Origin of the sequence: Rhodoferax saidenbachensis (assembly GCF_001955715.1) — a bacterium.
GTDB lineage: Bacteria > Pseudomonadota > Gammaproteobacteria > Burkholderiales > Burkholderiaceae_C > Allorhodoferax > Allorhodoferax saidenbachensis.
Map to the genome: position 1 here is coordinate 1,269,649 of NZ_CP019239.1, position 19,135 is coordinate 1,288,783.

Sequence of the window (19,135 nt, forward strand, 5' to 3'; positions counted from 1 at the left end):
TGCGCCAGAACGTTGCGTTCCGCCGTGCTGAGCTGTGCCAGAAATGCTTGCGCCCCAGGAGGGTGCGGATGGGGTGTATTCAGGGGTGTTCGCCGTTGTGGATACGAGCCTCTATGGTACGCAAGGCCTGGTCCAGCGTTGCAACCGAAGAAATCACTACGTGGGCACCGGCCATGCGCAGTTGGGCGCTGGCCGCCTGTACCGCGACATCCCGCTCGCCCTCGCTGGCCCGCTGCCACTCGTCCCAGGACCAGCCCAGTGCATTGCCGCTGGCGGCCACGCCGACGGTCCAGCAGCCGGCGTTGCGTCCTTCCTGAATGCCAGGCGCGGTGTCGTCCACTTTCACCACAGAGGAGGGTGTGTCGCCCAAGCCCAATGCCGCCATGCACAGCTGCATGCCCAGGGGGCTGGGCCGGCTGTGTGCCACGTCGTCACAGCACACCACCTGTGCGGGGGCAAAACCCGCAGCGTGGGCCAGGGTGATCAGCGGCTCCATGATTTTTCGGGTGTAGCCAGTGGTGGTGGCCACCCCAATGCCCTGGGCCTTCAGCTGGGCGTAGGTGTCCATGAAGCCGGGAATGAAGTCGTTGCGCTCCAGTGCGGCCTGCGCGCTCATGGGTTCAAACTCTTCCAGCAGCGCCTGCGCATCTGCGTCGGTGAAGGACTGTCCTTTCGCGGCCTGCCATTGCGCTGCCACTTCAGGCATGGCACCCAGCGCCTTGATGTGCGCCAGCTTGGGCAGGCCCATGGGCACGCGGGCCTGCGCGATGCTGATGGTCACACCGTGGTTGGCGAACAGAGTGACAAAAGCGCCCATGGGTGCCAGGCTGCCAAAGTCAATGATGGTGCCTGCCCAGTCGAACACCACGCCGCGAATTGCTGTCATATCGTTTCCTTCCCGGTTAAACATTCTTCTGCCAGGGCAAACGCGGTGCTCATGCCGGTGCCGCTGGTCACACTCATCAGTTGCACGCCAGGCAGTACGGTTTCAATAAACGCGTCGGTATTACCACTGGGGTAGATGCCGGTCCAGCGCTCTTCCACCTGGTAGCTGCCCAGGCACAACAAGCGTTGCATCTCGGCCAGGATCAGCGTGTCTACCTGGGCGGAGGCAAAGGGAGGCATGGCGGCGCCGTAGTGGTGCGAGTCGCCGACCACCAGCGAGCCATCTGCGCTTTGCACCACGATCAGGTGGATGCCGTGGTGCAGTTCAGAGGGGCACTCCAGCCGCAAGCGGTCTTCCAGCATTTGGGAGCCGGGAAGCTCCCTGTAGCCGCGGTAGCGCACCAGGCTCAGGTCGCTCATCACGCCGCTGCCCAGCTGGTAGCCCTGTGGCGGGCGCACACGCAGCATTTGCAACTGGCACTGTTGCGTCTGGTAGCGCGCAAACACGTCGGGAAACAGGCTGCGGATATCGGGTCCCGGGCACACCACCACGCGTTCTGCGCGGTAGACGCTGGCACCACACACCACGCGCCCGGTAGCAACCTGGTGGACGGTCTGCTCCATGCGGAACTGGACGCCCTGAGTGGCCAGCCACTGGCGCAAGCGTTCGATGGTGTGGCGCGCCTCAATGCGCAGTTCGTGGGGGCTGTACAGAGCGCCACGGATATGCGCATGGGCCAGATGGGGCGCGCGTTCCTGCAATTGGGTGGGTGCTAACCACTCCAGTTGCTCCCCCTCTTCGGTTAGCAACAGTTCCTGCAACACGGACTCTGCCTGCTGGCGTTGTGCCAGCAACAGCAAGCCCGTGTGTTCTATCGGGATGCCGGCCAGCGGCGCAACCGTGGCCCAAATATCGCGTGAGCGCCGCGCGCGCCGCCAGGTGGCGCCGCTGCCCTGGCCGGTCACGGTCACAAAGCCAAAGTTGCGGATCGACGCGCCCACGCAAAACGGGTCGCGGTCAATGACTTGTACTGTCAGGCCCTGGCGCAGGCCGGCGTAAGCGCAGGCCAGGCCGACGATGCCGCTGCCGACAACCAGCAGGTCGGTTTTAGTGGTTTCCAATGAAGTTTCTCCCACGGGCGGACTGCAATGCCTCCGCCAGTTGTTGGCGCCCTTCGGCGGTGTCGCGCAGTTCGCGTGTGGTGATGCCCAAGGCGTGCAGCCAGTCGCCCAGCAATCGCACACCGTCTTCGGGTGGGGTGTTGAACACTTGGCCCAAGTGGTGGTCGCACTGCGTGTCTTGACCCAGTGCCAGGGACCAGGCCATAGGCAGCCAGAGTGCACAGGCCTGTCCATGCTGCATGCCCTCCTGCAGGGTGACGGCGTAAGACAGGGCGTGTGCCAGTGCGGTCTGGGTGTGCGACATGGCAGTACCCGCCAGCCAACTGGCGCGGCACAGGGCGGTGCGGGCTTCCAGGTCTTGCGGGTCTTGCAGCACCTGGGGCAGGTAGGCCAGCACATCGCGCGCGGCCGTCACGGCCAAGGATGCGGTGAGTGCGTTGCAGCGCCGATTCCAGAGGACTTCCAGCGCATGGGCCAGTGTGTCCAGCGCGCAGTCTCGCGTCACGGATGCGGGGCAGCTTAGCGTCAGCAGCGGGTCTATCCACGCGGCATCGGCAAAGCCGTCCGGTGGTGTCCAGGCCAGTTTGTGGCCGGGTGGTGTGTCGGTGTCCCACACCGTGGCGCTGCGGCTGACTTCGCTGCCTGTGCCGGCGGTGGTGGGTACTGCCCAAAGCGTGTGGCGTTGGGCATCATCGGGCAGGGTGTTGTTGCGCCAGGCGAGGGCGGTCGTGTCACTATGGCTATCTTGTACAAAGCAATAACGCACCACCTTGGCCAAGTCCAGCGTAGAGCCACCGCCGATGGCCAGCACTACAGCATCGGGTGCCAAGCGCATCGCAGGCCACAGGGCGGCACAGTGGCTGCGTGCCTGGTCCAGGCTGGCCAATCCGGGTTGCATCCATTGCCAGGCCAGGCAACCGGTGCCCAGGCGCATGCGCAATGCGACTTCCTGCGCGGTAGACAGCGCAGCGCGGTCGGCGAGCACCACCACGGCAGGGGCGGCGGGAATGCTCTCCCACACACCCGCACCAAAGTGCACACGAACCGGGTTGTGCCAGCTCAGATGAAGCGCTTGCGCAGCCATGCAGAAAACACGTCAATCACCGAGACCGTGACGATGAGCATCAGCAATACGGCACAGGTTTGCGCGTACTGGAAGCCGCGAATCACCTCAAACAAAATCACGCCAATGCCGCCCGCACCCACCATGCCCACGACGGACGCCGAACGCACATTGGATTCAAAACGGTACAGCGAATACGACAGCCACAGCGGCATGACCTGCGGAATCACGCCATAGGCCAACTCGGCCAATTTGTGGGCACCGGTGGCGCGTATGCCTTCCACCGGGCGCGGGTCAATCGCCTCCACGGCTTCGGAGAACAGTTTGCCCAGCGTACCGGTGGTGTGTACAAACAGAGCCAGCACGCCGGCAAACGGGCCCAAGCCCACGGCCACGATAAACAGCATCGCAAACACCATTTCATTGGTGGCGCGGCAGGCATCCATGACACGGCGCACCGGTTGGTGCAACCAGATGGGAGCGACATTGGAGGCACTCATCAAACCCAGTGGAACGGCTGCAATGACCGCCAGCACCGTGCCCCAGATGGCAATGTGCAGGGTGATCACCATCTCTTTCAGGTAGATGCGCCAGTCGTGAAAATTGGGCGGGAAAAAGTCTCTGGCGTACGTCGCCATATTTCCCGAGTCGCGTATCAAATCCAGGGGGCGGATTTCGGCCCCCTGCCAGGCCCAGGCCAGCAGGGCGATGGCAGCCACCCACCCCGCAGAGTGCATCCAGCCCGTGCGGCTGGATACGGACTCCCGGGCCAATTGTTCGAGGCGGGTGTCTGCCATGGCTTATTTGCCCAGCGCGGCCAGTTTCTTGTCGATATCAGCCAATTGCTTGGCCTTGTCTGCGGCTGCCAACTGTTCATCGTTTTCCACCTTACGGCGGTCCTTGAACAGCTCCAACTGACGCGTGGGGATGAGTTGGTCGTTATTGGATTCGCGGAATCCGCCGTAGTTCAGGATGTTCTTGAGCACCAATTTCTCAGCGGCATCGGTCTTGGCATAACCCAGAACGAAGTTTTTGATCTTGGCCTTGACGGCGGGGTCCAGGTCCTTGCGGTACACCAATGGGTCGCTCGGGATCAGGGGGCTCTTCCAGATCACGCGCAGTTTTTCGAACATCTCGGGTTTGGTGGCTTCGAGTTTGTCGATTTCCTCGGTGTTGTTGGTGGCGACGTCGAGCTGGTTGGCCAGTACGGCCTGGATGTTGGCGCCGTGGCTGGCATTGCGAATCGATTTGAACGCGGTACGGGGGTCCACGCCGTTCTGGGCGAACACGTAGTAGCTGGGCACCAGGAAGCCGGAGGTGGAGTTGGGGTCGCCAATGCCGAAGTTGATGGACTTGCTGTTCTTCAGCACGTCGTCCAGGCTCTTGTACGGGCTGTCTTTCTGCGTGATCAGCAGTGCACGGTAGCCAAAGGTGCCGTCGGCATACATGAGTTGGGCAAACACCTCGCCGTTGGCGCGGTCCACCGCTTCGAGGGCGGCCTTGTTGCCATACCAGGCCACCTGGATCTTGTTGAAACGCATGCCTTCGATCACGCCGGCGTAATCCGGGGAGTAGAAGGACTTGACGGTCAGGCCGGTCTTCTTCTCCATGTCGCGGAAGAAGGGCTCCCAGCGCTCGCGTTGCACGCTGGCCGAGTCGGTGGCGATGATGCCAAAACTGATTTCCTGCGCGAAAGCGCTGAAGCTGGTGGCGGCAAGCACGGTGGCTGCCAGGATGCGGGACAAAGTCATGAAAGTCTCCTTGGGTGAAAAATCAGGCTGAAAAGTCAGGTTGCCAGTTCGGCCGGGTCCATCAGCAGCTCTTCCGAGCTGGCGCCATACAGGTGGCGCAAACGTGTGTCGTCCAGCTCCAGCGGTGGGCCGTCAAACACCAGTTCGCCACCCCGCAGGGCAACGATGCGGTCGCAGTACTTGCGCGCCATGGCCACGTTGTGCAGACTGACCACCAGCGTCATGCCCTGGCTGCGGTTGAGGTGGTGCATCAAATCCATGACGCGGCGGGCGCTCTCCGGATCCAGCGAGGACACGGGTTCGTCTGCCAGCAGAATGCGTGCGCCTTGCACCAGCGCACGTGCCACAGCGGCGCGCTGCTGCTGCCCACCGGACAGCGTGGAGGCGCGCTGCAAGGCGTAGTCCGCCAGGCCGACCGCGTCCAGCGCCTGCACGGCCTGCAGGCGTTCGGCATGGGTGAACCGGCCCGACAGGCTGCGCCACAGGGGCATGCGCGGCAGCAAGCCGGTCAGCACATTGCTGAGCACGTTCATGCGACCTACCAGGTTGAACTGCTGAAAAATAATGCCGGTGTGCCGGCGCATGGCGCGTATGTTGGAACTCAGTGCACCGGCCGACTGCAGGGGACTGCCAAAGATGCTGACCTCGCTGTGCTGGCCATCGAGCCGTTCCAGCCCGCAAATGCTGCGCAGCAGGGTCGACTTTCCGGAACCGGAGGCGCCCAGCAGACCGACACACTCACCAGGCTGTATGGTGAGGTTGATGTCGTTCAGGGCCTGGGTCTTGCGGTTGAAGGATTTACTGGCGTGGGCAATGCGGATAGCGGGGGCAACGGTCATGCCCGGCATTGTTGACAGACTGTGTGACCTCTTTGTGACAGGGCTGACGCGGCGTTGTCACACAACTGGCAAATGGTTGCGGCACCATTGGAACCATGCAAGAACATGCCATGGTCCTCCTCTTTCGCGCGCACGGTCACTTGAGTTACGACGGAGAAGGGGTGACCCAGTTGGAACATGCCTGGCAGTGCGGCCAGTTGGCATTGCAGGCCAACGCCTTGCCCGCATTGCAACTGGCAGCCTGGTTGCATGACGCGGGCCACCTGGTCACGGGTCTGGGCGACACGCCGACACTGCAAGGTGTGGACGACCGGCACGAGGAGTCCGGTGCGCGTTTGTTATCCAGCCATTTTCCGGAAGCGGTGTTCGAGCCGGTGCGCTGGCATGTGGAGGCCAAGCGCTACATGGTGGCCAGCATTCCGGGCTATCGCGCGAGGCTTTCCGCGGACTCCGTTCGCAGTCTGGCCCTGCAGGGTGGGCCCATGTCGCCCGAGGAGTGCCAGCGGTTTGAAGCCAATCCCCACTGCATGGATGCCCAGCGGCTGCGTGTCTGGGACGATGTGTCCAAACGCATGGATTGGCCGCTGGTGGACGAGGAAAGAATCTGCGGCGAGTTGCAGACCTTGATTGCGCGGGTGTTGCAGGCGGCCTAAATTTCCGCGCCTTCCACGAGGAAGCGCACACGCCGCACGCCATTCCATTCGTCCGCATCCAGCCGGAACGCCAGCGTCACCTTGGCTGGCAGCGGATCGGTGTGGCCAAACCAGATGCCATCCACGGGCTGGCCCTGGTGTTTGAGCTTCAAGGCCAGGTGCTTCTCGCCGACCAGGCGTTGTGACACCACTTCCACTTCTTCGCTGAAGGTGGGCGCGGCAAAGCCCTGGCCCCAGACTTCCTTGTGCAGGGTGTCGACCAGGTCCACGCGGCGGTATTCCGGGTTCAGCGGGCCATCGGTTTCCAGGCGGCGCGTGAGTGTGGCGGCGTCCAGCCATTCCTGCGCCACCTCGTTGAGGCCTTGCTCGAAATCGTCGAAATGTTCTTCCGCAATGGTGCAGCCTGCCGCCATGGCGTGGCCGCCGAAGCGCAACAGCACGCCGGGATACCGCTTGGCCACCAGGTCCAGTGCATCGCGCAGATGGAAGCCAGGGATGCTGCGGCCCGAGCCTTTGAGCTCATGCTCCTTGCCCGGTGCGGCGCTGGCCGCAAACACAAAGCTCGGACGGTGCAGCTTGTCCTTGATGCGGCTGGCTACGATGCCGACCACACCTTCGTGGAAATCGGGGTCAAACACACAGATCGCGGGGGGCGGCTCGTCGCCTTCGTCAAACAGGCTCTCGGCAATCATCATGGCCTGCTCGCGCATGTCGCCTTCGATCACGCGGCGCTCGCGGTTGATACCGTCCAGCGTTTTGGCCAGTTCGTCGGCGCGGCCCGTATCGTCGGTCAGCAGGCATTCAATGCCCAGTGTCATGTCGCTCAAACGGCCGGCGGCGTTGATGCGCGGGCCCAGTGCAAAACCAAAATCAAAGGTGGTGGCTACGGCCGCTACCCGGCTGGATGCTACAAAAAGGCTAGCTAGTCCCGCAGGCAGGGAGCCGGCCCGGACCCGTTTTAGGCCTTGAGCGACGAGGCGGCGGTTGTTCGCGTCCAGCTTCACCACATCGGCCACGGTGCCCAGTGCCACCAGCGGCAGCAGCGTGTCCAGCTTGGGCTGGCTCGCGGCATCAAACACACCACGGGCGCGCAGCTCGCTGCGCAGGGCCAACAGTGTGTAGAACATCACGCCGACACCGGCGATGGATTTGCTCTCAAATGGGCAGCCGGGCTGGTTCGGGTTGACGATCACATTGGCATCCGGCAGCGCAGGCCCGGGCAAATGGTGGTCCGTCACCAGCACCTGCAGCCCCAGTGCTTTGGCTTTGGCCACACCGTCCACGCTGGCGATGCCGTTGTCCACGGTGATCAGCACATCCGCGCCCTGGTCTTTCACGCGCTGGGCGATGGGGGCAGTCAGGCCATAGCCGTCGACCACGCGGTCGGGCACCAGGTAGTTGACATGCTGCGCGCCCAGCAGGCGCAGGCCGCGCATGGCCACGGCACAGGCGGTGGCGCCATCGCAGTCGTAGTCGGCCACGATGCACAGGCGTTTGTTGGCGGCAATCGCATCGGCCAGCAACACGGCGGCGCGGTCCAGGCCCAGCATGGTGGCGGGCGGCAGCAGCTTGCCCAGCGCGTCGTCGAGTTCGTCGGTACCGGTCACGCCGCGTGCGGCGTACAGGCGTGCCAGCAGCGGGTGGATGCCGGCCTGCTCCAGTGCCCAGACGGAGCGTGGAGGGATGTCGCGGGGGACGATGTTCATAGAGACTTCAATAGATCAATGGCAGATAGCGGCAGCATGCGTCGGCGCAGCCGCTCCCAGGTGGAAAGAGGATGGGGTTCGAGGGTCAGCGCCTGGGTTTCACCACACAGGGTGAGCCGCACGGCTTCGCCGTTTTGCAGACGCTGTACATCGTGCGCCAGCGTCGTGGCGTCCAGCGCGTGCCAGGCAGTGACCCAGGCCGCAGCATCGTCGTTGAGCGCGGGAATACGCAAGGCGTCGCGCACCGAACACACGCTGTCTTGCTGCGCCGTGCTGGTTGCGTCTTGCAGCGTGCCGGTGCCGCTGACCCAGAAGGCGTTGACGCTGGGCAACTGCGTGTTGTGGCGGTGCTCGTTGACGGTGTGGGTGTAAAGCAGCATCTGCATTTCGTTTTGCAGGCGGCGCATGGGCTGCGCTTGCGGTTGGCGTGGCATCCAGGCATCCACCGTGTGGCCCGCCACCCGGTCCAGCGATGCGGTGGGCAGATTGGCAAATACCGCGCCGTGCGCCAGCCAGCGCGTGTAGGCATGGCCCAGCGGATGCGGGAACAGGGTGATGCCGTCCTCGGCAAAGTAGGGCTGCATGGCCAGGTAGAGGGTTTCTGCGTCACGCGGCGTGAGGCTGAGCTTTTGCGGATCGGCCATGGCCACGTGGTCGCTGTGTACGTCCCAGTGGCAGGGCGTGACCCAGGCCCATCCGTCGGGGCCATGCAGCGCGGTCAGGCCCAGGCGGTGTGCATCCTGCGCGGCCCAGGGCAGCAGGCCATCGGCGCCTGCCAGGCCCATGGCATTTGCCAGCACGCGCTCGTGGATGGGCGTGTGATCGCCGGCTTGGCCCTGCAGCCGCTCACCGGGCGTGAGCACCTGCAGCAGGCGGCCCAGATGGGGCAGGGCCAGATGTGCCAGCGCCTGCTGGCACTGGGGGCCGGCAGGTGCCGCATGGGTGATCAAGGTGTGCATGGGGCGATTGTCCCGCATGGATGCCACAATTCAAGGGTGAAACAAATTCCTTACGAACTCCGCATCGGCTGGCGCTACACCCGCGCCGGCCGCGCCACCCGGCGCAACGGTTTTATCTCTTTCATCTCGGGTGTCTCCATGCTGGGCATTGCGCTGGGGGTGGCGGCGCTGATCATTGTGCTCAGTGTGATGAACGGCTTCCAGAAGGAAGTGCGTGACCGCATGCTGGGCGTGGTCTCGCACATCGAGATCTACGCCGCAGGTGGCCAGGCACTGCCCGATGTGCAGCAGACGCTGGCCCAGGCCAAGGCGAATCCGCAGGTGATTGGTGCTGCACCGTTCATCGCCGCGCAGGCCTTGCTGGCGCGCGGGGAAGACATGCGTGGCGTGATGGTGCGTGGCATTGACCCGGCGCTGGAGCATGAGGTGACTGACCTCGCGTCGGGCGCCCAGGCGGCCGTGCTGGCGCAATTGGTGCCGGGCGAATTTGGGGTGGTGCTGGGGGCCGAGCTGGCGCGTTCTCTGGGCGTGCGCGCTGGCGACAAGGTCACGCTGGTGGCGCCCAGCGGGCAGGTCACACCGGCTGGTGTGGTGCCGCGGCTCAAGCAGATGTCGGTGGTGGGCACGTTTGACTCGGGCCACTTTGAATACGACTCGGCCATGGCCTTTGCCCATGTGGAAGACACGGCCAAGATATTCCGGCTCGAAGGCCCCTCGGGCGTGCGCCTGAAACTGCGCGACCTGCACCAGGCGCGCCAGGTGGCCGACGAGCTGAGCAAGACCATGACCGGCGACCTGCTGCTGCGCGACTGGACACGCCAGAACCGCACCTGGTTTGCCGCGGTGCAGGTGGAAAAACGCATGATGTTCATCATCCTCACGCTGATCGTGGCCGTGGCCGCGTTCAACCTGGTGTCCACGTTGGTGATGACGGTGACCGACAAACGTGCCGACATTGCCATCCTACGCACGCTGGGTGCCAGCCCGGGCAGCATCATGGGGATTTTTGTGGTGCAGGGCGCCATGGTCGGTGTGATCGGCACGCTGGCCGGGCTGCTGCTGGGCTTGGGTGTTGCGTTCAACATTGATGTGATCGTGCCCGCGCTGGAGCATGCGCTGGGCGCGAGCTTCTTGCCGAAAGACATTTACCTGATCAGCCGCATGCCCAGCGACCCGCAGCAGGCCGATATCGTGCCCGTGGCGCTGATTTCCCTGTTGATGGCTTTTGTGGCCACGCTGTACCCGAGCTGGCGTGCCAGCCAGGTCAACCCTGCGGAGGCCTTGCGTTATGAGTGATACCACCAACACGCCCCAGGTGCCAGGTGCCCTGGCGGCCGCGCACTACCAATGGGTGGCCGATATGGGCAAATCACCCGCTGCCAGTGCGGGCCAAGGAGAACTGCTCATGCAGGTGCGCGGTCTGACCAAGCGCTTTCATGAAGGGCGCCTGGATGTGACGGTGCTGCAGGGCGTGGACCTGGATGTGCGTCGGGGTGAAACCCTGGCCATCGTGGGTGCCTCGGGCTCTGGCAAAAGCACCTTGCTGCACTTGATGGGTGGTTTGGATGCGCCCACCAGCGGCAGTGTGGTGTTGCACGGCAAGCCCTTGGCAGGCCTAAGCGCTGCCGAACAGGGCCGTTTGCGCAACCGCCATCTGGGTTTTGTCTACCAGTTCCACCACCTGTTGCCGGAGTTCAGCGCGCTGGACAACGTCGCCATGCCATTGACAATTCGGCGTGTAGCCCCCGCCGATGCTGCGCAAGCAGCTATGAAAATGCTAGCGGCTGTAGGACTGAAAGACCGCGCCCACCACCGGCCGGCCGAGCTGTCGGGCGGGGAGCGCCAGCGTGTGGCGATAGCCCGGGCACTGGTCACCAACCCCGACTGTGTGCTGGCCGATGAGCCCACGGGCAACCTAGACCGCAGCACCGCTGACGGCGTGTTTGCGCTGATGCTGCAACTGGCGCGTGACCAGGGCACGGCCTTTGTGCTGGTCACCCACGACGGCACGCTGGCCGCGCGCTGCAGCCGCCAGTTGCACCTGGAAACCGGGCGACTGGTGCCGGACCACACGCTTGCCGCTTAAGGGCGCGCCGTGCGCTGGATCGACACCCACTGCCATCTCGATGCATGGGAGTTTGGGCCACTAGCCCAGGAGGTACGTGCGCGGGCTGCTATCAAAGGTGTAGCGTATTGCGTGATTCCAGCGGTTGAAGTGGGCAATTTCGATGCGGTGCGCACCCTGGCCCACGCCACGGGTGACAGCTATTGCCTGGGCATTCACCCGCTGTACGTGCCACGCGCCAACCCCGGTGATCTGGCGCTGCTGGAGGCGGAATTGGCCGCACGCCACAGTGACCCACGCTTGGTGGGCGTCGGGGAGATCGGGCTGGACTACTTTGTGCCCGCGCTGCAGCAGGAGCCGCAGCGCACCCAACAGGAAAATTTTTACCGCGCCCAGCTCCGGCTTGCGCGCCAGTACGGCCTGCCGGTGGTGCTGCATGTGCGCCGCTCGGCCGATCGGCTGCTCAAACACCTGCGCGATCTGTCACGCCACGGCCCGGCGTGGACGGGCATTGCCCATGCATTCAACGGCAGCGAAGTGCAGGCGCAGGAGTTCATCCGCCTGGGGTTCAAGCTGGGCTTTGGCGGCGCGGTGACGTTTGAGCGTGCATTGCAACTGCGCCATCTGGCCAAGACCTTGCCGCTGGAGTCCATCGTGCTGGAAACCGATGCGCCCGATATCCCGCCGCATTGGCTGTACGCCACGGCAGAGCAGCGCGCCCAGGGCCAGCCACAAGGGCGCAATGAACCCGGCGAGTTGCCGCGTATTGCCGAGGTGGTGGCCCAGTTGCGTGGCATGCCGGTGGAAGCGCTGGCAGAGGCCACCACGCAAAACGCCTGTGCGGCGCTGCCGCGTCTTGGCGCGCTGCTGGTATAAATCCCTATGCCCAGAAAAGAACCCATCCAACACCCCGAAGTGAATTTCTCCGAAGAGGGGCCGATACGGCACCTGCACCTGGGCAGTGAATGGATTCAGGGCTCCATGCTGGTGGATGCGCCGACGGTGCTGGTGCACGAGTACATCCAGCGCATGATGGCCTGGCTGTTGTTTGTCGACCCAGCGACGGTTGGCAAACGCCAGGCGCTGCAGTTGGGGCTGGGCGCGGGCTCGCTCACCAAGTTCTGCCACAAGGAACTGAAGATGAAGACCACGGCGATTGAACTCAACCCACAGGTGTTGCATGCGTGCCGCGGCTGGTTCAAGCTGCCGGCCGACAACGCACGCATGCAGGTGGTGCTGGGCGACGCCGCACAGGAAATCCGCCAGCCGCATTGGCTGGGTGCAGTGGACGCGCTGCAGGTGGACTTGTATGACGAAGAGGCCGCAGCGCCCGTGCTCGACAGCACCGACTTCTACGCCGACTGCCGCAACACGCTGACGGAGGAGGGTTGCATGACGGTAAACCTGTTTGGCCGCAGCTCCAGTTACCAGAAGAGTGTGGACAAGATCTCTGCAGCGTTTGGCAAAGACGCTTTGTGGGCGTTTAAATCCACCCGCGAGGGCAATACCGTCGTGCTGGCCCAGCGCACACCCTCGCGCCCCAAGCGGGCCCTCTGGGCCGAGCGGGCTGAAGTCATCAAGGCCCAATGGGGCTTGCCCGCAGACAAATGGATTCGTGTTTTCAAGCCGGTGACACCATGAGTACAAGCCCTAAACGTCCCGCAGCAACTGCCGCCGTGTACTCCGGGCCCCTGGACTGGCGCAAGCTGGTGGAGTGGCTGCACCACGATGCCGTCATTTCTGACGAAGAGGCTCAGCGCACCATTGCCCGCTGCTCCCAGGCCGAGAGTGCGCAGCATCCGCTGGTGCGCCTGGCCAGTGTCTCCATGCGGCGTGTCTCCGACGGCAAGGCGCTGGATATCGAGACACTCACGCAGTGGTTGGCAGGACGCGCGGGGTTGAACTATCTGCGCATCGATCCGCTCAAGGTCGATGTGGGCAAAGTGGCCGACGCCATGGGCGCGGCTTATGCCGAGCGCCACAAGATTTTGCCGGTGGTGGTGACCTCCACCGAAATCACCGTGGCCACGGCTGAGCCGTTTATTGCCGACTGGGTGGCCGAGGTAGAGCGCCAATCGCGCCGCGGCGTGCGCCGCGTAGTGGCCAGCCCGCAAGAGATTCACCGCTACACCGCCGAGTTTTATGCACTGGCCAAGTCGGTGCGCGCGGCCAGCAAGTCGGGTGTGAACAACGGCGCGAGTTTTGAGCAACTGGTGGAGTTGGGCAAGAGCAATAAACAGCTCGACGCCAATGACCAGGGCGTGGTGCAGGTGGTGGACTGGCTGTGGCAATACGCCTTTGACCAGCGCGCCAGTGATATCCACCTGGAGCCGCGCCGCGAGCAGGGCGTGATCCGCTTCCGCATCGACGGTGTGCTGCACCCGGTGTACCAGATGCCCATGGGCGTTCTCAACGCGATGACGGCACGCATCAAGCTGCTGGGCCGCATGGACGTGATTGAAAAACGCCGCCCGCAGGATGGCCGCATCAAGACGCGCAACCCGCGCGGTGATGAAATTGAAATGCGGATTTCCACCTTGCCCACCGCCTTTGGCGAGAAGATGGTGATGCGTATTTTTGACCCCGACAACGCGGTGAAGGACCTGGATGCGCTGGGCTTCACCTCCCACGACGCCACGCGCTGGGAAGCGCTGGTGAAACGCCCGCACGGCATCATCTTGGTGACCGGTCCCACGGGCTCCGGCAAAACCACCACGCTGTACTCGACGCTCAAACGCGTCGCCACCGAAGAGGTCAACGTCAGCACGGTGGAAGACCCGATTGAAATGATCGAGCCGGCCTTTAACCAGACCCAGGTGCAGCCGCAACTGGATTTTGGTTTCCCCCAGGGCCTGCGTGCGCTGATGCGGCAGGACCCGGACATCATCATGGTCGGCGAAATCCGCGATCTGGAAACCGCCGAGATGGCGGTGCAGGCCGCGCTGACCGGCCACCTGGTGTTTTCTACCCTGCACACCAACGACGCGCCCTCGGCCGTCACGCGCCTGATGGAGCTGGGCATTCCACCTTACCTGATCAATGCCACGCTCCTGGGCGTGCTGGCGCAGCGCCTGGTGCGCACCCTGTGCAAGCAATGCCGGGTGCGTGACGAAGAGACACCGCGCGAGGCATTGGGCGAGCTGGTCAAGCCCTGGCAGATCAATGGTGGTTACAAGCCGTACAAGCCGGTGGGTTGTGTGGATTGCCGCATGACCGGTTTCATGGGCCGCATGGGCCTGTACGAGCTGCTGGTGGTCACCGAAGGCTTCAAATCCAAGGTCAGTGCAGACCCCAGCATGGATGCCCTGCGCCGCCAGGCCGTGGCTGACGGCATGCGCCCCTTGCGTCTGGCGGGTGCTTTGCGCGTGGCCGAAGGCCAGACGGTTATTGAAGAAGTATTGACGTCCACACCACCCCTGAGTTGAAAAGCCTGAGGAATCGAGGGGTTTTCCGTGCAAAATGCGCAACTGGTCAAAATTTGAGGAGACACGTTTTGAATATAAAAAGCCAAAAAGACTTTTTTTCAGGTCTTATGTTTATGGGCGTTGGAGTGGCCTTTGCGTGGGGTGCGACAGGCTACACCCTGGGTAACGGTGCACGCATGGGGCCCGGTTACTTTCCCCTGGTGCTCGGCATCCTGCTGGCATTTCTGGGTGGGGTGATCACCTTTACGGCCCTGGTGGTGGAAACCGTGGACGGTGACAAGGTCGGCAAGTTCGCCTGGAAGCCGCTGTTTTTCATCATCATGGCCAATCTGGTGTTTGGCGTCTGCATCGGTGGCCTGCCCAGTATTGGCTTGCCTCCCCTGGGGCTGATCATTGGCATCTTCCTGTTGACTTTCATCTCCAGCAATGCCGGTGATGAGTTCAAGTTCAAGGAAGTCGTCGTTCTGGCCACCATACTGGCCGTGATGAGCTACCTCGCCTTTATCGTGCTGCTCAAGCTGCAGTTCCCGGTATGGCCCGTTTTGTCCAAATTCTGAGAGAGCCCCACCATGGATCTGTTTAATAACCTCGCGCTCGGATTTGGTGTTGCGTTCACCGTTCAGAACCTGATTTACGCCTTCGTCGGCTGTCTGCTGGGTACCCTCATTGGCGTGCTCCCTGGCATCGGGCCTCTGGCCACCATTGCCATGCTGCTGCCTGCCACCTACGCACTGCCACCCGTGGCCGCGCTGATCATGCTGGCCGGTATCTACTACGGCGCCCAGTACGGTGGCTCCACCACGGCGATTCTGGTGAACCTCCCAGGCGAATCGTCTTCCGTCGTCACGGTGATTGACGGCTACCAGATGGCGCGCAATGGCCGGGCCGGTCCCGCGCTGGCAGCCGCCGGTCTGGGTTCGTTCTTTGCTGGCTGCGTCGGTACGCTGATCCTGGCGGCCTTTGCGGCCCCGCTGACCGAGTTGGCCTTCAAGTTCGGCCCAGCAGAGTATTTCTCGCTGATGATTCTGGGCCTGATCGGCGCTGTGGTGCTGGCTTCCGGTTCCCTGCTCAAAGCGGTGGCCATGATTGTGCTGGGCTTGCTCATGGGCATGGTCGGCACCGACGTGAACTCGGGCGTGGCCCGTTTCAGCTTTGACATCCCCGAACTCACTGACGGCATTGGCTTCATCGTCATTGCCATGGGCGTTTTCGGCTACGGTGAAATCATCAGCAACCTGTCCAAACATGAGAGCGAACGCGAGGTCTTTACGGCCTCCGTCTCGGGACTCATGCCGACCAAGGAAGACTTCAAGAACATGATTCCAGCGGTGCTGCGCGGTACGGCCCTGGGCTCGATCCTGGGTATCCTGCCCGGTGGCGGTGCCGTGATGGCGGCCTTTGCGGCCTACACCCTGGAGAAGAAGACCAAGTTGCGTCCGGGTGAAGTGCCGTTTGGCAAGGGCAACATCCGCGGCGTGGCAGCCCCTGAGGCGGCCAACAACGCAGGTGCACAAACCTCTTTCATCCCCTTGCTGACCCTGGGTATTCCACCCAATGCGGTGATGGCGCTGATGGTCGGTGCCATGACGATCCACAACATCCAGCCCGGTCCGCAGGTCATGACCAGCAACCCCGAGTTGTTCTGGGGCCTGATTGCCTCGATGTGGATCGGCAATCTGATGCTGGTCGTGCTGAACCTGCCGCTGATCGGCATCTGGATCAAGCTGCTGACCGTGCCTTATCGCTGGTTGTTCCCGTCCATCGTGCTGTTCTGCGCGATTGGCGTGTACTCGACCAACAACAACACCTTTGACATCTGGATGGTGGGCATCTTTGGCTTCATCGGATACCTGTTCATCAAGCTGGGTGCGGAGCCTGCGCCGTTGTTGCTGGGCTTTATTCTGGGGCCGATGATGGAAGAGTATCTGCGCCGGGCCCTGCTGCTCAGCCGCGGTGACTGGAGCGTGTTCCTGACACGTCCGCTGTCTGCCGGTCTGCTGGCTGCTGCGGTGCTGCTGCTGGCAGTGGTGCTCATGCCGTCTGTCAAATCGAAGCGGGAAGAGGCGTTTGTCGAGGATTGATATCCACGCATTCGGACTCACCAACAAAAGGCACCTTCGGGTGCCTTTTGTTTTTAGGGCTCATAGGAAAAACCAATGCGCTTCATTGGATCAATCAAACCAAAACATGGTGCGCAGGGCCTAAGATTCAACCTGTTCATGTTTGGAACAGCAACTTCAAGAGGAAATCACCATGTCTTTGATCAACACCCAAGTTCAGCCCTTCAAGACGGAAGCCTTTCACAACGGCAAGTTCGTGACCGTGTCCAACGAAAGCCTCAAGGGCAAATGGTCTGTGCTGATTTTCATGCCTGCCGCTTTCACCTTCAACTGCCCCACCGAAGTGGAAGACGCCGCTGACAACTACGCCGAGTTCCAAAAGGCCGGTGCTGAGGTCTACATCGTCACCACCGACACCCACTTCGCACACAAGGTGTGGCATGAGACTTCCCCAGCCGTTGGCAAGGCCAAGTTCCCACTGGTGGGCGACCCCACCCATGCGCTGACACGCGCCTTTGACGTGCATATCGACGAAGAAGGCCTGGCACTGCGCGGCACCTTCATCATCAACCCCGAAGGCACGATCAAGACGCTGGAAATCCATTCCAACGAAATCGCCCGTGACGTCAAGGAAACCCTGCGCAAGCTCAAGGCTGCCCAGTACACCGCCGCTCACCCCGGTGAAGTGTGCCCAGCCAAATGGAATGACGGCGCAAAGACCATCACTCCGTCGCTGGATCTGGTCGGCAAGATCTGATTGATACCACCGAAGCTACTGCGCGAGTCATGCGCGGCGTTGGGCGGTGCTCGGAATCCTCACGTACGGGTGTACGTTCCGGTTCCTGTGCTCCGTCCGCCTAACGCCTGACCCGCTCGCTACGCTTCAGCGGCATCAATCGTTGGCCGGACAGCGTCAAGGCGTGTTGCGCCTTGCCGTCCGGCTTTTTTACGCCAAAAATGGCTGTAGCCCGCATGGAATGTGCGCAAGCAGCTACCAAATTTATAGTAAATAGAAGGAATTCACCATGCTCGACGACACACTCAAAGCCCAACTCGCTGCCTACCTGGAACGCGTGACGCTGCCTATCGAGATCGTGGCGTCCCTCGGTGACGACGACAACTCCGTGCAGATGCGCGAGTTGCTGCAAACCATCCAGACGGCGCGCGCCGACAAGATCACCGTGGCCTATGACGGCCAGGACGCACGCAAGCCTTCGTTCACGCTCAAGCGCGCTGGCACTGCCACCAGCCTGCGTTTTGCCGGCTTGCCGCTGGGCCATGAATTCACCTCGCTGGTGCTGGCCTTGCTGTGGAGCGGCGGCCATCCGCCCAAGGTGGAGCAGGATGTGATTGATCAGATCAAAGCTTTGTCTCCTGTTGATGGCGGAGACTTCAACTTTGAGGTCTACATGAGCCTCACCTGCCACAACTGCCCCGACGTGGTGCAGGCGCTAAGCCTGATGGCGGTCTTGAACCCCAAAGTGAAAACCACCGTGATCGAAGGCGGCGCGTTCCAGGATGAAGTCAACGCCCGTGAAATCATGGCCGTGCCCAGCGTTTACCTCAATGGCGCGCTGTTCGGCAATGGCCGCATGCTGGTCGAAGAAATCGTGGCCAAGCTCGACACTGGCGCGGCCGACAAGGACGCCGCCAAGCTCAATGCCAAGGATCCGTTTGACGTGTTGATCGTCGGCGGCGGTCCCGCCGGTGCGGCGGCTGCCGTCTACGCCGCACGCAAGGGCATCCGCGTGGGTGTGGCTGCAGAGCGTTTTGGTGGCCAGGTGAATGACACCATGTCTATCGAAAACTATATCTCGGTGCAAGAGACGGACGGCCCCAAGTTTGCTGCCGCACTGGAGGCGCAAACCCGCTCCTACGGCGTGGACATCATGAACCTGCAACGCGCCGACAAGATCATCCCGGCCTCAGAGCCCGGCGGCTTGGCCGAAGTGGTGCTCGCCAACGGTGGCAGCCTCAAGGCGAAGACCATCATCCTCTCCACCGGCGCGCGTTGGCGCAATGTCAACGTACCCGGCGAACAGGAGTACAAGAACAAAGGCGTGGCCTACTGCCCGCATTGCGATGGCCCGCTGTTCAAGGGCAAAGATGTGGCTGTGATCGGTGGCGGCAACTCCGGTGTGGAAGCGGCCATTGATTTGGCCGGCCTGGTGCGCCACGTGACCGTGTTTGAGTTCATGCCCGAACTCAAGGCCGACGCCGTGCTGGTGAAAAAACTGCACAGCTTGCCCAACGTCACCGTGCACACCAACACGCAGACCACCGAGATCACCGGTGCGGACGGCAAGGTCAACGGCATCAAGTACAAGAACCGCGAGACGGGCACAGAGTCCCTGCTGCCGCTGGAAGGCGTGTTTGTACAGATTGGTCTGGTGCCCAACACGGAGTGGCTGAAGGGCACCGTGGACCTGAGCAAGTTCGGCGAGATCGAAGTCGACGCCAAGGGCCACACCAATGTGCCGGGTGTGTTCGCTGCGGGCGATTGCACCACCGTGCCGTTCAAGCAGATCGTGATTGCGGCGGGGGATGGGTCCAAGGCGGCGCTGAGTGCGTTTGACCATTTGATTCGCTCGCCTATCGCGGCATAGT

The 19,135-nt window shown here is 62.7% G+C and carries 18 protein-coding genes; 10 read left to right on the plus strand and 8 right to left on the minus strand.

Going from position 1 to position 19,135, the window contains the following annotated elements:
- Positions 1-79: 79 nt before the first annotated feature.
- The 6 genes from phnX to phnC all read right to left on the minus strand — a co-directional run bounded on the left by phnX (position 80) and on the right by phnC (position 5,660).
- Complete coding sequence (phnX, locus tag RS694_RS06065) at positions 80-886, minus strand: phosphonoacetaldehyde hydrolase (RefSeq protein WP_037246943.1); 807 nt, start codon at positions 884-886, stop codon at positions 80-82.
- On the minus strand, positions 883-2,007 hold the full coding sequence (locus RS694_RS06070) for a TIGR03364 family FAD-dependent oxidoreductase (protein WP_076069467.1): 1,125 nt from the start codon (positions 2,005-2,007) through the stop codon (positions 883-885). The genes phnX and RS694_RS06070 overlap by 4 nt, the downstream gene beginning before the upstream one ends.
- Positions 1,994-3,091, minus strand: coding sequence for an iron-containing alcohol dehydrogenase (locus RS694_RS06075; protein WP_051391785.1), 1,098 nt, complete (start codon positions 3,089-3,091; stop codon positions 1,994-1,996). Before RS694_RS06075 ends, RS694_RS06070 begins: the two co-directional genes overlap by 14 nt.
- Positions 3,067-3,807 carry a phosphonate ABC transporter, permease protein PhnE gene (phnE, locus tag RS694_RS06080; RefSeq protein WP_152528790.1) on the minus strand — a complete coding sequence of 247 codons (741 nt, stop codon included), beginning with the start codon at positions 3,805-3,807 and terminating at the stop codon, positions 3,067-3,069. The genes RS694_RS06075 and phnE overlap by 25 nt, the downstream gene beginning before the upstream one ends.
- Positions 3,808-3,870: 63 nt before the next feature.
- Positions 3,871-4,821, minus strand: a complete 951-nt coding sequence (gene phnD / locus RS694_RS06085; protein ID WP_029706908.1) for a phosphonate ABC transporter substrate-binding protein — start codon at positions 4,819-4,821, stop codon at positions 3,871-3,873.
- 35 nt (positions 4,822-4,856) lie between these two features.
- Complete coding sequence (gene phnC / locus RS694_RS06090) at positions 4,857-5,660, minus strand: phosphonate ABC transporter ATP-binding protein (protein ID WP_051391784.1); 804 nt, start codon at positions 5,658-5,660, stop codon at positions 4,857-4,859.
- A 110-nt stretch (positions 5,661-5,770) separates the two neighbouring features.
- Here phnC and RS694_RS06095 point away from each other — a divergent pair, with 110 nt between their 5' ends.
- Positions 5,771-6,313: an HD domain-containing protein gene (locus RS694_RS06095; protein ID WP_152528788.1), complete on the plus strand. Its 543-nt coding sequence runs from the start codon at positions 5,771-5,773 to the stop codon at positions 6,311-6,313.
- Here RS694_RS06095 and recJ read toward each other — a convergent pair.
- Entirely contained in the window at positions 6,310-8,019 is a 1,710-nt protein-coding gene (gene recJ, locus RS694_RS06100; protein WP_029706905.1) for a single-stranded-DNA-specific exonuclease RecJ, read from the minus strand. The genes RS694_RS06095 and recJ overlap by 4 nt on opposite strands.
- Positions 8,016-8,978, minus strand: a complete 963-nt coding sequence (locus RS694_RS06105; protein ID WP_051391783.1) for a hypothetical protein — start codon at positions 8,976-8,978, stop codon at positions 8,016-8,018. Before RS694_RS06105 ends, recJ begins: the two co-directional genes overlap by 4 nt.
- A 36-nt stretch (positions 8,979-9,014) precedes the next feature.
- Between RS694_RS06105 and RS694_RS06110 the strand changes: the two genes are divergently transcribed.
- From RS694_RS06110 to ahpF, 9 genes are all read left to right on the plus strand, one after another.
- Positions 9,015-10,274 (plus strand): lipoprotein-releasing ABC transporter permease subunit, encoded by a 1,260-nt coding sequence (locus RS694_RS06110; RefSeq protein ID WP_029706902.1) that lies wholly within the window; start codon positions 9,015-9,017, stop codon positions 10,272-10,274.
- A 64-nt stretch (positions 10,275-10,338) separates the two neighbouring features.
- Positions 10,339-11,064, plus strand: a complete 726-nt coding sequence (lolD, locus tag RS694_RS06115) for a lipoprotein-releasing ABC transporter ATP-binding protein LolD (protein ID WP_029706901.1) — start codon at positions 10,339-10,341, stop codon at positions 11,062-11,064.
- Positions 11,065-11,073: 9 nt separating this feature from the next.
- Positions 11,074-11,919 carry a TatD family hydrolase gene (locus RS694_RS06120; protein ID WP_029706900.1) on the plus strand — a complete coding sequence of 282 codons (846 nt, stop codon included), beginning with the start codon at positions 11,074-11,076 and terminating at the stop codon, positions 11,917-11,919.
- Positions 11,920-11,925: 6 nt separating this feature from the next.
- The gene (locus RS694_RS06125) at positions 11,926-12,684 is read left to right on the plus strand and encodes a class I SAM-dependent methyltransferase (protein ID WP_029706898.1); all 759 of its coding nucleotides are present in this window, start codon (positions 11,926-11,928) and stop codon (positions 12,682-12,684) included.
- Complete coding sequence (gene tfpB / locus RS694_RS06130; protein WP_029706897.1) at positions 12,681-14,468, plus strand: type IV pilus assembly ATPase TfpB; 1,788 nt, start codon at positions 12,681-12,683, stop codon at positions 14,466-14,468. Before RS694_RS06125 ends, tfpB begins: the two co-directional genes overlap by 4 nt.
- 68 nt (positions 14,469-14,536) lie before the next feature.
- Entirely contained in the window at positions 14,537-15,025 is a 489-nt protein-coding gene (locus RS694_RS06135; protein WP_029706895.1) for a tripartite tricarboxylate transporter TctB family protein, read from the plus strand.
- Between the two features lie 12 nt (positions 15,026-15,037).
- Positions 15,038-16,549: a tripartite tricarboxylate transporter permease gene (locus RS694_RS06140; RefSeq protein ID WP_029706894.1), complete on the plus strand. Its 1,512-nt coding sequence runs from the start codon at positions 15,038-15,040 to the stop codon at positions 16,547-16,549.
- Positions 16,550-16,721: 172 nt separating this feature from the next.
- Complete coding sequence (gene ahpC, locus RS694_RS06145) at positions 16,722-17,285, plus strand: alkyl hydroperoxide reductase subunit C (RefSeq protein WP_029706893.1); 564 nt, start codon at positions 16,722-16,724, stop codon at positions 17,283-17,285.
- 268 nt (positions 17,286-17,553) lie between these two features.
- Entirely contained in the window at positions 17,554-19,134 is a 1,581-nt protein-coding gene (ahpF, locus tag RS694_RS06150) for an alkyl hydroperoxide reductase subunit F (protein WP_029706892.1), read from the plus strand.
- The last annotated feature ends 1 nt before the right edge of the window (position 19,135 follow it).